This is a genomic window from Pseudomonas sp. GW531-T4, assembly GCF_017349615.1.
Classification (GTDB): Bacteria; Pseudomonadota; Gammaproteobacteria; order Pseudomonadales; family Pseudomonadaceae; genus Aquipseudomonas; species Aquipseudomonas chlororaphis_I.
The window spans coordinates 42,547-57,183 of the sequence record NZ_JACMZT010000040.1 but is presented as its reverse complement, the minus strand read 5'-3'; the positions used below and the strand labels follow the sequence as shown (position 1 = coordinate 57,183).

Below are 14,637 nucleotides of genomic sequence, written 5' to 3'. Positions count from 1 at the left end.
GCTGAGAGTGGCGGTGTATTTGCGGTAGCGCGCATTCGGCTCGCCCGGCCCGGGGTGGCCATTGTCCTGGGCGTCGAAGGCACCGATGCCGTGCTGCATGCCCAGGTCGAGGTTGACGAAGGCACCGCCGATACGCCGGCCGTGGTTGATGCCGAACTGGGCTTCGCTGAGGCGATTGCTGCTCAGGGCCAGCTTGCTGTCTTCGATAAAGTTATTGGTGCGCAGGTAAGCCAGGCCGGCATTCAGCGAGGTTTTGCTCACCGCATCACGGAGGATCACCCGCTCGGCGCGCAGTTGGTGGTTCTGGCTGTCGCCGGTCTGCTTGAAGCTGAAACCATTGGCCTGGGCCTGGGAGCGGTACTCGCTCTGGCTGTAGGTGTAACTGAAGTTCCACCAGCCCCACGGCAGGTTGTAAGAGAACATGGCGTTGTTGGAAGTGTGCTGGTGGTCGCTCATGGCATCGTGGCCACCGCGCAACATCAGCTGGTCGGCCAGCCCCAACGGGCTGTCCCAGTCGAAGGTGGTGCCCCACTGCTGCTCGCCGGTGCTGCGCTGGCCGTCGTTGCTGCGCGACAGCCCGGCCCGCCAGGGCTTTTGCGCGGTGTTCTTGACCAGCACTTCGCTGCCACCGACTTCTTTACCGGGAGCCAGCTCCATTTGCGCCTGGTTCGACGGCAGGCGGTTGAGCTGGTCCACCAGTTGTTCGATTTCCCGCAGGTTGACCAGCGCGCCGACCTGGCCGGGAAAGGCCATGGCCAGCTCACGTTCGGACAGCTGGCTGTCGGCGGCGCCCTTCAAGCCTTCGAGCCGGCCCTCGACCACCAGCACCTTCAAGTGGCCGCCGGACAAGTCCTGCTGCGGCAGGTAGGCGCGGCTGGTCACCAGGCCCTTCTCCAGGTAGTAGTCGGTGATGACTTTGAGCAGCTCATTGAGCTGGCTGACGCCCAGGCACTGACCGATATAGGGCTTGAGCAGGTGCGCCTGCTCGGCGGCGGACAGGCTGTCGGCCCCTTTGAGCTCGATGTCCTGGATCGGGAAACAGCGGGTGTCGGCAGGTGCGGTTGGCGCGGTGGGGGCCGCCTCTTTGCCGGGCAGGTCCTTGAGTTCTTCCAGGCGCCGGCGCTGCTCTTCGAGCAGGCGGTCCTGGCGTTCGCGGATCAGGTCCTGTTCGCCCGGCGTCGGAGCGGCAAGCGAAATAGCAGGGAGGATAGCGAGCAACAACAGCCCGACTTTAAGTACAGACAATTCTCAGCTTCCTTGCGATAGCGCTTTGACATCACTCAGGTGCCGCGATACTAAATGGCCACTATCTCTGACGTCAACAGAGCTGTATTCAGCTGTGCCTGACATGAAATGTTCGGACAGGTCCTGCCACCCGCGTCGGCTGAGCAACGGGGTTATCGGGAAGCCCGACGAAGTCCGATGGGGAAATGGGGGGATCAGGGGGGATAAAAAAATGCCACTCCCGAACGAGAGCGGCACAAGCCCGCGACAAGCATCGCGGGCCCTGTTACCGGATCAAGCTTGCGCGGTCATGTCCAGTTGGCCGCCAGCACAGGCTGCAAGGCCTGTTGCTCAGCCGCGCCGAAGGTCATGGTCGCCGGTGCTGCCGGCGCGAACGCCGCCATGGCCTGGACCAGGTTCTCCACATCGTTGCCCAGCAACCGATGACGGTCGCCGGTCATGATGTCCCGTGGACGCTCGGGGGTTGCGGCGTACCAGTTATGCAGCGTGACCTCCTGCTGGCTGCCGATCACCGAGATCTGCAGGTCCGGCCCTTCATGCTGGAACCACAAGCGCTCGGGGCTGATGTCCTGGCCGAACACCAGCTGGCCCATGCTGCCGCTGAACTCGAGGTCGTTGACCCCGTGCCCGACTTCCACGGTGGGCATGCTGCCGCTGACCACCACCTTGTTGTTGCCATCCCCCAGCTTCACCGTAGCGAAGGAGCCGCTGTCGGTGATGCTGTTGTTGCCATGGCCGACCGTGAGCTTGTTGATGTCGCCGGCAATCACATTGTTGCCATTGCCCAGGGTGATCTCGGCCCGGCGGCCCGTCACGTTGACCTTGTTGTCACCGTTGCCGGCCACCAGCTTGGCGCCCGTAGCCTCGACGTTGATGGTCTTGCTCTCGTCGCCCAGGCTGACATTGGCGAAGAAGCCCTTGACCGTCATGGTGTTGGGATCGCTGGCCACGGGCGCGGGATCGACCGTCGGCAACGGGCTCAGCGTGAGCGGGTCGCGCGACGAGCTCGTTACCGGCTCCACGGTGGTCGGTGTCGGGCGCACGCGGATCCGGTCGCGGATCGACGCATAGGAGAAGTCCGAGGTATCGATCGCTCCAGGGATATCGTCGAACTTGAGCCGAGGGTCCTGGACCACCGGGATATCCGGCACGGTAACCCGCGGACGACTCGGAATATCCAGGTCGCGGTGAGCGATATCGACCACCGGGATATCAGGGATCACGATCGGTCGCGGGCTCGGCACATCCACCGGGGTACGTCCCGCCAGATCACGCCCGACCGGCCCGATATCCGGCACCTTCGAAGGCTCCAGCGAACCTATGCCGCGCTCGGCAAGAATCTGCTCGAGGGTCTTGTGCTCGGGAACCGTTGGCCCCTGGTTGCCGCCACGCTCGGCCAGGATCTGATCGATCGTCTTGTGTTCCGGCAGGGTGATGTCCGGGATCGTGACCGTAGGTCGCAACACCGGGTCGACCACCGGAACGCTGATGGTCGGGTGCAGATCAACCGGCGGCAGTGGCGACACCACCGTAGGCTGGTCCACGCCAGGGCGCTCGACAATCGGCGTCAGCGTACCTGGCACAGTCACCGTCGGCTGCTCGGTCACCGCAGGCACCGGGCCAACGGTCGGCACCACCTGCGGCGCATGCTCGGCGAAGATGAAGTCCGAGGCGCTGACCTGCGCCACATCCAGCGCATCCAGGTACACCAGGTTGACGTTCGAGGCAGCGCCCTGGGCGCCGTTACGTGTCACGTACACCCCATGAATCTGCGTCAGGCCGTTGAGGGTGGCGCGGTTCTTGTGCTCGATGGTCAGCTGGCTGAAATCGGTCACTCCGGTCTGGCGCAGGTCGATCTTGTCGATCCCGTGGCGGAAGCCGCGCAGGGCGTTGTTGTAGTCCTTGACGCCCGACTGGGCCGCCACCACGAACACATCCGAGGTCGCGCTGTCATGGCTGTAGATAGTGCCGCTCAACGAAGCCACCATCTTGCCCTGGGCATCGCTGCTGTACATCACGCCCTTAGCGCCGCCGTTGAGCAGCACGGTGCCCAGGCCTTCCTGCGGCTGGACCGCCGAGGCGTCGCTGTTGACGTAGGCCGTCGGGGCGACAAAGGTGTCCTGGAACTTGAAGTTCGCCGCGCCGATCCCGGCCAGCAGCTGGTTCTTCAGGACGATGCTCTGGCCCTTGGCCAGGTCGATCTTGACGTCCGCGCCTTGCTGGCTGAGCACCAGGTCGGTGAACTTCTTCCCGGCAAAGCCCACCAGGTCGATGATCTCGCCCCGGGCGGCCTCGAAGTTGCTGATGACATCGCTGCCACCCTCCCGACGATGGACCACGAAGAAGTCCTTGCCCGCGCCTCCCGTCAGGCTGTTGTTGCCACGCCCGCCGTCGAGCAAGGCATCGGCCTTGCCAGCGACCAGCACATCGTTGCCGTCGCCGGTGACGATGTTCTGAATGCTCGCCGGATTTTTCACCGTCAACGCCGCGCCACCGATGCTGGCGACACCGGTCAACAGGTTGACCGAGCTATCCCCGGAAACGGCCGCCGCGTTGAGGGTATTGCGCCCGCCCGCGACACCATTGACCGCGTCGTCCAGGACCGCGCGGTTGGCATGCCCGACCACCGACTTGAGGTATTCGTCGGTGTAGAAATAGGTGTCGTCCGGGGTGCTCTTGCTGCCGTACAAACGCAGCGACCAGGCGTTGAGCGTGACCGGCTGGCCGGAAGCCGCATCGCTCACCTGCAAGGTCCAGTTGCCCGCCGAGCGCTCGCCGAAGTCATGGGTGGTCATGAAGCTGTATTTGAACGACCCCGACTGCGTACTGCCGACATCGCTGGCACTCGCGCCGGGCATGCCGTCCGGCACCTTGCCCTGGCGGTTGAGCAGGATGCTCTGGGTGCCGTCGGGCGAGATCAGCTTGAGCGTCAGGTCGCCAAGGCGGCCCACCTGGGCGTCGAAATCGATCTCGACGTGTTCGACATTGAGGCCGGCATTCATCGCAATGGACGAAGTCAGCGTGCCCCCCGCCGCCAGGCTCTTGCCCAGGGCGCCACTGGAGACGCTGTAGACATACTCGTTGGCCCCGGTGCTCTGGGTCATCCAGGCTTCGGCCAGGCGTACCGCGGCCCGCGCGTCGACTTCGCCGAAACCGTAGTCGTTGCTGGTGTGCATGCCGCCGCCGTTCCAGCCGTGGGCGGCGTTGTCGCTCCACTGCGTGGACGGGTCGTTGATCTGGCGCGCCGACAGCGCGAGGATCTGCTGCACGTCGCGATAGCCCAGGTTCGGGTTGGCCTCGAGCATCAGCGCGACGATGCCGGAGACGATCGGCGCGGCGAAGCTGGTGCCCTGCATGCTGGTGTAGTCGTTGCCGAAGGTCGAGCCACGGTCGGTTTCCAGCATATGGCTGGTGGACACCACGTTGCTGCCCGGCGCCGACACCAGCAGGCTGGCGCCCGGGTTGGAGAACGGCGAGGAGCCGATCTGCAGGGTCGACAAGTCGCCCTGGGCATTGATCGCGCCGACTTCCACCGAGAAGCGGTTGTTGTTGGTCAAGGAGCCCTGGGCATTGCCGCCGGTTGCGCGGCTGTTGCCGCCGGCCGCGACAATGATCGTCCCCAGGCCACCGCGACCGTTACTTGCGGCGTACTGGGCATTCATGCTCAGCGCCGTGGCGGTGTTGACGAAACCGTCCTGGAAGCTGCTGAGGGCGAAATCGTTGGTGAAACCCCAGCTGTTGTTGGCGATGTCAAAGCTGACCATGTGCCCCAGCCCGGCGAGGTCGGCGCCGCTGTTGGCCAGGTAGTAGCCGCCCAGCGTCGCGCCATAGGCCACCCCTACCCCACCCGCGCCATTCTTGGCGGCGACCATCACGCCCGCCACCATGGTGGCGTGGTTGGACACCAGGCCCGGCAGGCTGCCGTTGCTCTGTTGGGTTTGCAGCCAGGCCTGATCGACGTTGGCAGCCAGGTCCGGGTGGGCGATATCGAAGATCTCGGGCGCGGTAGCGAACTGGCCGCCCGGCTCGAACTGGCCAATACGTACGCCCTTGCCGGTGTAGTCCTGCCAGACCGGCAGCACGTTGGTGTCGCTCAGGTACCACTCCTGGGCCGCCAATGGGTCCAGCGGCACTTCCGGGGTCAGCAAAGTCACCCCGGCGCGCATCGGCGCGGTCTGTCCGCTGCTCAGGTCGACCACCGAGGCCGACAGGTTGCCGGCGGCATCGACCACGCCGTACTTGAAGCTGAGCAGGCCGGTGTAGCGCGCATCCGGAGTGAAGAGCACGTCACCCTGAGCCGTGAGGCTGACGGTGCCGCCGACCGCGTCGCCGACGTTGGCGATGCGCAGCGCGCCCTGGCTGTTGAGGTGTTGATCGTTGGCCAGCAGGCTTTGCGCGGAAATCAGGTGGGCCTGGGTCCGGTTGAAGGCCTTGCCGTCCTTGTCGAGGGTCAGCACGTCGGCCACCGGCATGGCGTTGGGGGTCTGCAGATCGACCGCCGAGATATCCGAGAAATTCAGCTTCTGGATATTCTTCAGGGTCACCGTGCCGTCGCGCCCGGCCACCTTGTCGGCCACTTCATAGCCGCTGGCAGTGCGGGTGATGCGGTAATCGCCATGGTTGCCATGCAGCGTCACCAGGTTGATCCCGCCGTCGCCGTCGATGGTCGCGTTGCCATGGCCGACTTCGATCACGTCATTGCCGGCGCCGCCGAAAATCCGGTCGGCGCCGCCACCGGCGTGAATGATGCTGCCGCCTTCGGCGGCGTAGATCACGTCGCCTTGGGGCCCGGCGTAGATCACCGCCTTGCCGCTGCCGCCGATGATGGTGTTGTGGCCGCTGCCACCGACCAGCACGTCGCTGCCCGCCCCGCCCACCAGGGTCGAATTGCCGGAGCCGCCCTTGATGAAGGCACTGCCGGTGCCGCCGCTCATGATCGTGTCGTCGCCGCTGCCGCCCTGGGCAATGGTCAGGCCGGCCTGGGCCATGTTCAGCACCACGCCTTTGTCGCCAACGATGATCGCCGTGTCGTGGCCGCCATTGCCGTGGATTTTTTTCGGATCGTCCGAGGCGCTGATCACAAAGACGTCGTCGCCCTTGCCACCGACATAGGTGTTGCTGCCGCCGCCACCCACCAGCCAGCCACCGGCCGGCGCGGCAATCAGCGTGTCGTTGCCGCTGCCGCCATACAAGTTGCCCACGCCCAGCTGCGCCGCGTCCAGGGTTTCGCCGGTGGTGCTCTGGCTGGCATAGGCGGTGGTGGTGATGCCATTGGTGGTCGAGGTCACCTTGGTACCCGCGCCCAGGGCAGTCAGGGTGTTGCTGACCGGGTCACCGAGGAAATCCACCGCCAGCGCTTCCTGGTTCTTGCCATTGATGGTGAACGAACCGGTGGCGAGCACCCGGTTACCGTCACGCACTTCGGTTTGAGTGGACGCCGCCGCCCGCACGTTGATCTGGGTGATGCCCAGCTCGGCCAGGGTCTTGAGTTCGCCGGCATCGACTTTCGCGTCATGGGTGCCGTCGACCCAGACCCGCAGCTTGCTCCAGATCGGATCGCGTTGATCGATCACGCCATCCTTGTTCGCGTCCTCGCTGGCCAGTGCCGCGAAACCGTCCTTGAATTTCGTCTCGCCCGCCGCGCCGTTCACCCCGGCCTTGCCGCCGTAGTACTCGGAGAACATCTGGCTGACGTCCTTGATCTGGCCGCTGCCATCGTCGATCACCAGCATGCCGGTGCTGCGATCCGCCCAGCCGCTGCGCTTGAGCGTGCCACTGTGGTCGGTGTCGAACAGCACGCCGTCACGGATGTCGGTCATGTGCACGCCGTTGCCGGTCAGGTCCAGCAGCAGCGGGTCAACGTAGGTGTTGAAGGTGGTCATGGCCGACAGGCCGTTCAGCGTTACCGCATTACGCAGGCTGAAGTCCGGCTTGTTCGGGCTGGACGGCTGGTAGAACTGGGTCAGGTAGGTGTTGGGACGCGCATTGGGGTCGAGCTGCATTTCGCCCGGGCGAATGCCACCCGAGGCCAGGCTGGCCATCTGGGTCGAGGTGAAATCGGTTTTGCTGAGAATGCCGCCGACGGCAAAGATGCTGTTGGTCGCCGAGTTCTGAATGAAGCCGTTGGCGACGTCCTGCTGGGCTTTGCTTTCGCCCTGGATGTGTTGCTGGGGTTGTGGGGATGGGTTGATGTCGATGTTGACCAGGCCGGGTGTCTGAGGGGCAGTAGAGACATCACCCACGCCAAGCCATAAACATTGCTGACCATCTTTTGCTTCATAATATTCGCCGTGACGCGTCAAGTCGTCACGAATGATTTGTGCACCATAAGTATGCAGAAGACTCTTGACCGGTTCGATGTTATCCGCCGGAAAAAGAGCGCCTTCAAACTTCTTGTCATTATAACCGATGGCTTGCAAGGAAGCATATACAAAGTCCACACAGCTATTGGTCAGCAGTCTATAACGCGTAGCATCGAATCCGCCTGACGCGGGATCTTTGGAAAACGCCTTGAGCTTATTGTATTGGTCCTCTGTCAGATTAAAGCTGACTTCGTACGCCGTCTCTTTATAACCGAGATTATCGTTCCTCGAGACTTGCCCTTCACCATGCATCTGATCAAACTTTGACTCGAACCCATAACTCTCTCCGGGGCCTGTTCCATCGTTCAGGGCATACCACATATGCCCACCGGTGGAAGAGTGGGAATCACCGGTCTTATGATCGCCCTTGTCCTGCTGATAGACATATTCCGCACCAGCCCGTGCAACCTTGTAAGTTACACTGTACTTCCTTTCCATACGTTGCTTCCTTTACCAGCTTACAAAAACGCTTCAATGCTTGGGATTGTAATAACTAAACTCTACATAGCTCTCGATACTGCGAAATTCCTGTACTTCCCCAAGAGTGCCGACTTCGACCGAATATTTCCCAGGCGACAATTCCAATGTCTTGATCAAACGCACCGCCGTGTTGATTCGCCGCCCCTGGTAATCAAACGTCTGACCCCAGTTGATACCCGTGGTCACTATGTTCCCGTCAAACACCGGTGTTCCATCTTTCAAGACCCGCAGATGCACAGGAATCGCGACACCTTCCTTGTGGCTGGTGCCCCAGATTTCTTCCCGGCTGTTCATTTCAGCCAGGGTGTTTCCCTGAACAAACAGCAAAGCGAATCTATAGTCAGCCGACTTGCTGACTACAAAGTCTGCTGTGACTCTTTGTTCGGCCTGTGAAATATCAATGGGTTTGACCACCCATACCGGTGCGGAACAGGCGGCCAGCAAAAAACATACACCCCCTAGAATCCCGTTACGCAAGACGCTTATCAGTCCGTGCATGACTCACCCCATCCTTCTCATCCATCAGAAAACAAAATCACATTTGAGCGATATCGTTATTAACCAAAGCCAAACCCGAAAACTTACCAACTTATTCTTTGTGGCCAACTTTATATAAAGCCAACTTCTCAACGATAACCCGCAAACCTGACCTGCACATTTCCCGACGCATCCGTCCCGCGCAAGTTCACGTTACGACTAAACATCCGCGCTCCCCCCAACGCAAAACCAACGCGCAACTCGGAGTCGGAAACCCACTGCACTTTCGGTGAGGGGGCATGATCAAGAAAACTGTCGCACTCACCCAAATAAACCTGGTAGCTATTACTGTTAATCGCCTCTTCCACATCCAGCAGGCTGTTGAATACAAGCACCTCATCAGAACAGAACGGCGCTATCGCCCCGCCTCCCGAGCGAGAAACAAGGGCGGCGCTGTAACGTCCACTCGGTGAGGGATAGACCTGGGTATACAGATCATCGGGATCATCAATCATGCCGATCAACAGGATCACGCCATGCTTCAGTACAGTGAACAAACCGATCGCTGCCAGTACAAACTTCAACCAACGTATCACTCGCATGCTCCCCCTTTCCGGCAACACTCAACGCTCTCGCAAACTCTCATCCACATGCTGTTGCAACGGGCTCAGGAAGTAGTCGATCACCCGGCGCTGGTCGGTCTTCACTTCCGCGGTGATCGACATGCCCGGCGACAGCGCCACGCGTTGGCCGTTGACCATCAGGTGGTCGGACTTCAGGCGAATGCGGCTGCTGTAGATCAGCCCGCGTTTTTCGTCCTCGATGGCGTCGTTCGAGACGCTGAGCACTTCGCCGTCGACGGTGCCGTATTTGGTGAAGGTGAAGGTTTCCACCTTGACCGTGACCGGCTGGCCGGCGCGGACGAAGCCCACGTCCTTGTTTTCCAGCATCGCTTCCACTTCGACCGGTTGGTCGGCGGGGACTATGACCATCAGCGGCTGGGCCGGGGTAACCACGCCGCCGACGGTGTGGATCGCCAGTTGCTGGACGGTGCCGTCCACCGGAGCCTTGAGACTGGTCAGGGTTTCCTGGTAACGGGCCTTGGCCAGTTCCTGGACCAGGCTCGCGGCTTTCTGGTTGGCTTCCTGTTGCAGGTCGAGCATGGCCCGGCGGTTCTGCGCGACCACGCCTTCGCGCCGGCGCCGCGCCTCAGCCTGGGCCGCGGTGGACTGCAAGACACTGGCCTGCTGCACGCTCAGCTGGCGCAGCAGGTCGAGGCGCGCCTGTTCCTTTTCCAGGTACTCGTGGCGCGCCACGTACTGTTGCTCCAGCAGCCGCCGGTAGTCCTCGGCCAATTGCGTGGCGATCGGCACGGTTTGCCGCAAACTGGCCACCTGGGCCTGGGCCGACTGGATTTCGGCACTGCGCTGGAGGATTTCCGCGTCCACCAGCTCCAGGTTGCTGCGGTACTCCTGATACTGCCCCTGTAACCAGCGCTGGGCGCTGAGCACCTGCTCCGGGTTGGCATTGGCAATCGCGCCGATCAATGACGCCGGCGGCTGTTGCTGGTTGATCGCATCGAGCATCGCCGCGCCCCGAGCGCTGTCGACCCGCGCCGCCAGCAGCTCGCTCTGAATCCGCCTGACGTCGGCATCCGCCGCCGTCGGGTCGAGTTCCACCAGCAGCTCGCCGACTTTCACCGCCTGGCCGTCGCTGACATGGATCGCCCTGACCACCGCGGTTTCGCTGGATTGAATCAGCTTGGTCTTGCCATTGGGCACGATCTTGCCCGGCGCGACCGCCACCACTTCGATCTTGCCGAGACAGGCCCACAGCAAGGCCAGCACGGCAAAACCGAGGATGCTCCAGACAAAGATCCGCGGCGCCGGGTGCACAGGGGTGTCCTGCAACTCCAGGGCGGCGGGCAGGAACTGCGCCTCATGGGGCAGGCGTTGCACGCTGTCCATGCTTTTGCGCTGGCGCCAGGCGTGTTGCCAGGCGTCACGGTAGCGCTGCAATAACGAAGGAGTGGCGCTCATGGGCAATCGGTCCTTGAATCCGGATGGCATCCAGCCCCGCCCCCTGCGGCGGGGGCGGCGGCCGAACAAATAACCTGTGAATCGGGCGGCGCTCAGCCCTGCTGCATACGGTGCAGGCGCGAATAGTGGCCGGCCTGGTGCGCCAGCAGTTCGGCATGGTTGCCCTGCTCGACGATCTGCCCGCGGTCGACCACCAGGATGCGATTGGCATCGCGTACCGCCGACAACCGGTGAGCAATGATGATCACCGTGCGCCCGGCGCAGATGCTTTGCATGTTCTGCTGGATGATCCGTTCGGACTCGTAGTCCAGCGCACTGGTGGCCTCGTCGAAAATCAGGATCCGTGGGTTGCCGATCAGGGCCCGGGCGATGGCGATGCGTTGCCGCTGGCCGCCGGACAGCGAGGTGCCATGCTCCCCGACCATGGTGTCGTAGCCTTCGGGCAGTTCCAGGATGAACTCGTGGGCCCCGGCCATGCTGGCGGCATGCATCACCGTTTCCAGCGGCGCGCCCGGATCGCTCAGGGCGATGTTTTCCCGGATGCTGCGGTTGAACAGCATGTTGTCCTGCAACACCACGCCGATCTGCCGCCGCAGGGAGGAAACGTCCGCCAGCGCCAGGTCCATGCCGTCCACCAGCACTCGCCCACGCTCGGGCACGTACAGGCGCTGGAGCAGGCGGGTCAGCGTGCTTTTACCCGAGCCGGAACGCCCCACTACGCCGATCACTTCGCCGGCGGCGATCTGTAGGTTGATCCCGCGCAGGATCTCCGAGCCGTCGGCGCGATAACGGAAATGCACCTGGTCGAATTCGATCTGCCCCCTGAGGGGCGGCAAGGCGCTGCGGGTGGCCTGGGACAGCTCGGTGCGGGTATTGAGGATATCGCCCAGGCGCTGCACGGAAACGCCGGTCTGCTGGAAGCTGGTCCACAACTGCGCCAGGCGTATGATCGGGCCGCTGACCCGGCCGGCCAGCATGTTGAAGGCGATCAGTTCGCCCACCGAAAGCTGCCCGTCGATCACCAGCCGCGCGCCCAGCCAGAGGGTCGCCACAGTCACCAGCTTGCCGATCAGTGACACGCTTTCGTTGGCGATGGTGGACAAGGTCTGGGTCTTGAACCCGGCAGCCACATAAGCGGCCATCTGGTTGTCCCACTTGCGAATCGCCTGGGGCTCGACGGCCATGGATTTCACCGTGTCGATGCCGTTCACCGTCTCCACCAGGAACGCCTGGTTCTCCGCGCCGCGGGTGAAACTGTCCTGCAAGCGGGCGCGCAGCAGCGGGGTGACAAACAGCGAGACCAGCACGTACAGCGGCAGCGACAACAGCACCACCAGGGTCAGCCAGCCGCTGTAGTAGAACATCACCAGGATGAACACCAGCGAGAACAGCACGTCCAGCAACAAGGTAATGGCGTTGCCGGTCAGGAAGCTGCGGATGTTTTCCAGCTCACGCACCCTGGCCACCGAATCGCCGACCCGGCGCGCCTGGAAATACGCCAGCGGCAGGTTGATCAGATGACGGAACAGGCGCGAGCCCAGTTCCACGTCGATCCGGCTGGCGGTATGGGCGAACACGTAGCTGCGCAAACCGCTCAAGGCCGATTCGAACAGCATGATGCCCAGCAACCCCGCGGCGATGACATCCAGGGTGGTCAGCCCGTGGTGCACCAGCACCTTGTCCATCACCACCTGGAAAAACAACGGCGTCACCAGGGCAAACAGCTGCAGGGCAAAGGACACCAGCAGCACTTCGCCGAGCAACTTGCGGTATTTGACGATGGCGGGAATGAACCAGGTGAAGTCGAACCGCGAGGTTTCCCCCGGCAACCCGGCCTCGGAGCGCAGCAGCACCAGCTCGCCGGTCCAGCGCGCGGCCAGGGCCTCGAAGGAAATGACCTCCGGCCGGTCCGAACGCGGGTCCTGGATCAGCGCCTGGCCTTGGTCGAGCTTGGCAATGATGAAGAATGTGCCGTCGCCATCGGCCGCGATCGCCGGCAATGGCGTGCGCTCCAGGCGGGAGATGGAAGTGCTGACCGACTTGGCCTTGAGCCCCAGCTTGCGGGCGGCGAGCAGCAGTTCGCGCTGGGTGAACGGCTGGTTCTCTGGAGCGAATTCGTGGGCCAATTGCTCGGCGGATGCCGCCACCGAATGAAACCGGGCCAGCATCACCAGACAGACCAGGCCAGTGTCTGGCGTGGGCGACTCGGCGCCCCTTCCTTGTTCGCTCATAAGCTTCCATGCATGCCGCGTTGCGGCCGTAAAGTCCTAATATTTCAAGATGTTACATCAAGAATGAAATAATTAGTATCAATACGACATCATCGATTGAGATTTATTTCACTCGACTGTATGAATCCCCCGTCAGAGCGCTTTGCGCTCCTGCGGTGGCAGGAAATCCCGGTCGGCGTCGTAGTCTTTCGTCAGGTACATCGCCAGGTCGCTCAGGTCTTTCGGGCTCAGGGTTCCCGCCGCCTGCTTGAGCTTGAGGGTGTCGATGATGTAGTCGTAGCGCGCGTTGTTGTACTCACGCACCGCGCTGTACAGCTGGCGCTGGGCATTGAGCACATCCGCGGTGTTGCGCGAGCCCAGGTCGCGCCCGACCTGGTTGGCCTTGACCGAAGCCTGGCCGGAACGAATCGTCTGCCGGCGGGCAATGACCTGCTCGATATCGGAATTCACCGCGCGGTAGAAATTACGCGTGTTCTGCACCACTTCGCGACGGCGGTCCTCGCGCTCGTCTTCACTCTGGGCCAGCCGCTCGGTCGCTTCGCGCACCTGGGAACGGGTCATGCCGCCGGAGTACAGCGGAATATTCAACTCCAGGCCGATGCTGCTTTGCGTGACATTGCCTCGATAGCCATCCCGCCCGAAGTCGGTGGGGTTGCTGTAGCCGAAGCTGTCGTTTTCACCTTTGCGCCAGGACGCCACGGCATCGACGGTCGGCGCATAACCGGCCTTGCGCTGGCGGTTGGTCTGTTCGGCGGCAATCACCGCGTAGCTGCTGGCCTGCAACGCCAGGTTCTGGCGCACCGCGCGGCTGACCCATTCGTTGGCATCGTTGGGCACCGGCAGTTCCACCGGCAGTTGATGCTGAATACCCTCGATCGTCGAATAGTCCTGGCGGGTCAAGCGGGACAAGGCCTCGAAGGCATCGTCGACCTTGCGCTCGGCGAGTTTGCGATTGGCGCCGGCGTTGTCATGGGCGGCCTGGGCGTCGAGCACATCGGTGATGCTCGAGGCGCCATTCTCCAGGCGGGCCTGGGCCTGTTGCTGCTGACGCTTGAGCGCCGCTTCCTCAGCCTTGGAGGCGGCGAGCAGGTCCAGGGCGCGCAAGGTTTCGAAATAGGCCTGGGCCGTGGTCAGCACCAGCCCCTGCTCCTTCGCGCCCAATTCAAGTTCGGCCTGGGCGGTGCTGGCATGGGCGGCTTCCAGTTGAAACCAGCGATCGGCACGAAACAGCGGCTGGTTGAGATTGGCCTGGAACACCGTGGTGCTGCGGGTGCGGGTCAGGCCCGGCTCGTCCCGTTCCAGACGCACCGATTCCACGGTGCTGCCGGCATTGAGCGTGGGCAGTAACCCGGCCCGGGCCTGGGGGATGCTTTCGCGCTGGGCCTGGTACTCGTGGCGCGCCGCGGACAGCTGGGCGTCATGCTCGACGGCCTGGCGGTAAACCTGCAGCAGCTCGGCGCGCTGGGCACCTGGATCGGCGAAAGCCGGGATCGTCACCAGTGCCAGGATGAGCAATGGCGAGAAAAAACGGGGGGAGTGGGTCATAACAATCCATGTCGCATTCGGGTAAAACGGTTCAGCCAGGCTGATCAGGGCGCGCATCCTACGCCGTGGCCAAGGCTGTCACAAGCGACAATTATGGCTACTGGCCATCATTTTTCTCAGGCACCAGATCAGATAATGCCGAATCATCCCCTGGCTTCGGCCTACAAAAAACCAGAATCGTCTTATTTATCGACCACCTCAAACCCCGCATGCTTCGCCCCCGCAAATCTGCCCAGCACCTGAGCGCAACCTTGTTGT

Annotated in this window: 7 protein-coding genes; all 7 read right to left on the bottom strand. The window is 62.7% G+C overall.

Going from position 1 to position 14,637, the window contains the following annotated elements:
* A partial coding sequence (locus tag J4D28_RS24960; protein WP_207246467.1) for a ShlB/FhaC/HecB family hemolysin secretion/activation protein occupies positions 1-1,245 on the bottom strand: 1,245 nt, incomplete at its 3' end.
* Between the two features lie 287 nt (positions 1,246-1,532).
* Positions 1,533-8,045, bottom strand: coding sequence for a S8 family serine peptidase (locus J4D28_RS24955; protein ID WP_103331634.1), 6,513 nt, complete (start codon positions 8,043-8,045; stop codon positions 1,533-1,535).
* Positions 8,046-8,078: 33 nt separating this feature from the next.
* On the bottom strand, positions 8,079-8,585 hold the full coding sequence (locus J4D28_RS24950; RefSeq protein ID WP_041988200.1) for a DUF5625 family protein: 507 nt from the start codon (positions 8,583-8,585) through the stop codon (positions 8,079-8,081).
* Positions 8,586-8,713: 128 nt separating this feature from the next.
* Entirely contained in the window at positions 8,714-9,166 is a 453-nt protein-coding gene (locus J4D28_RS24945) for a hypothetical protein (RefSeq protein ID WP_028682028.1), read from the bottom strand.
* Positions 9,167-9,187: 21 nt separating this feature from the next.
* Entirely contained in the window at positions 9,188-10,603 is a 1,416-nt protein-coding gene (locus tag J4D28_RS24940) for an HlyD family type I secretion periplasmic adaptor subunit (protein WP_053269515.1), read from the bottom strand.
* Positions 10,604-10,695: 92 nt separating this feature from the next.
* Positions 10,696-12,834: a type I secretion system permease/ATPase gene (locus J4D28_RS24935; protein WP_053269516.1), complete on the bottom strand. Its 2,139-nt coding sequence runs from the start codon at positions 12,832-12,834 to the stop codon at positions 10,696-10,698.
* A gap of 132 nt (positions 12,835-12,966) precedes the next feature.
* A complete protein-coding gene (locus J4D28_RS24930; protein ID WP_009049900.1) occupies positions 12,967-14,379 on the bottom strand; it encodes a TolC family outer membrane protein in 1,413 nt (470 codons plus the stop codon).
* Positions 14,380-14,637 lie beyond the last annotated feature (258 nt).

Coding starts and splice junctions, on each gene's coding strand:
- J4D28_RS24930 (WP_009049900.1), bottom strand. CDS start 14,379: ATGACCCACTCCCCCCGTTTTTTCTCGCCATTGCTCATCCTGGCACTG.
- J4D28_RS24950 (WP_041988200.1), bottom strand. CDS start 8,585: ATGCACGGACTGATAAGCGTCTTGCGTAACGGGATTCTAGGGGGTGTA.
- J4D28_RS24955 (WP_103331634.1), bottom strand. CDS start 8,045: ATGGAAAGGAAGTACAGTGTAACTTACAAGGTTGCACGGGCTGGTGCG.
- J4D28_RS24940 (WP_053269515.1), bottom strand. CDS start 10,603: ATGAGCGCCACTCCTTCGTTATTGCAGCGCTACCGTGACGCCTGGCAA.
- J4D28_RS24935 (WP_053269516.1), bottom strand. CDS start 12,834: ATGAGCGAACAAGGAAGGGGCGCCGAGTCGCCCACGCCAGACACTGGC.
- J4D28_RS24945 (WP_028682028.1), bottom strand. CDS start 9,166: ATGCGAGTGATACGTTGGTTGAAGTTTGTACTGGCAGCGATCGGTTTG.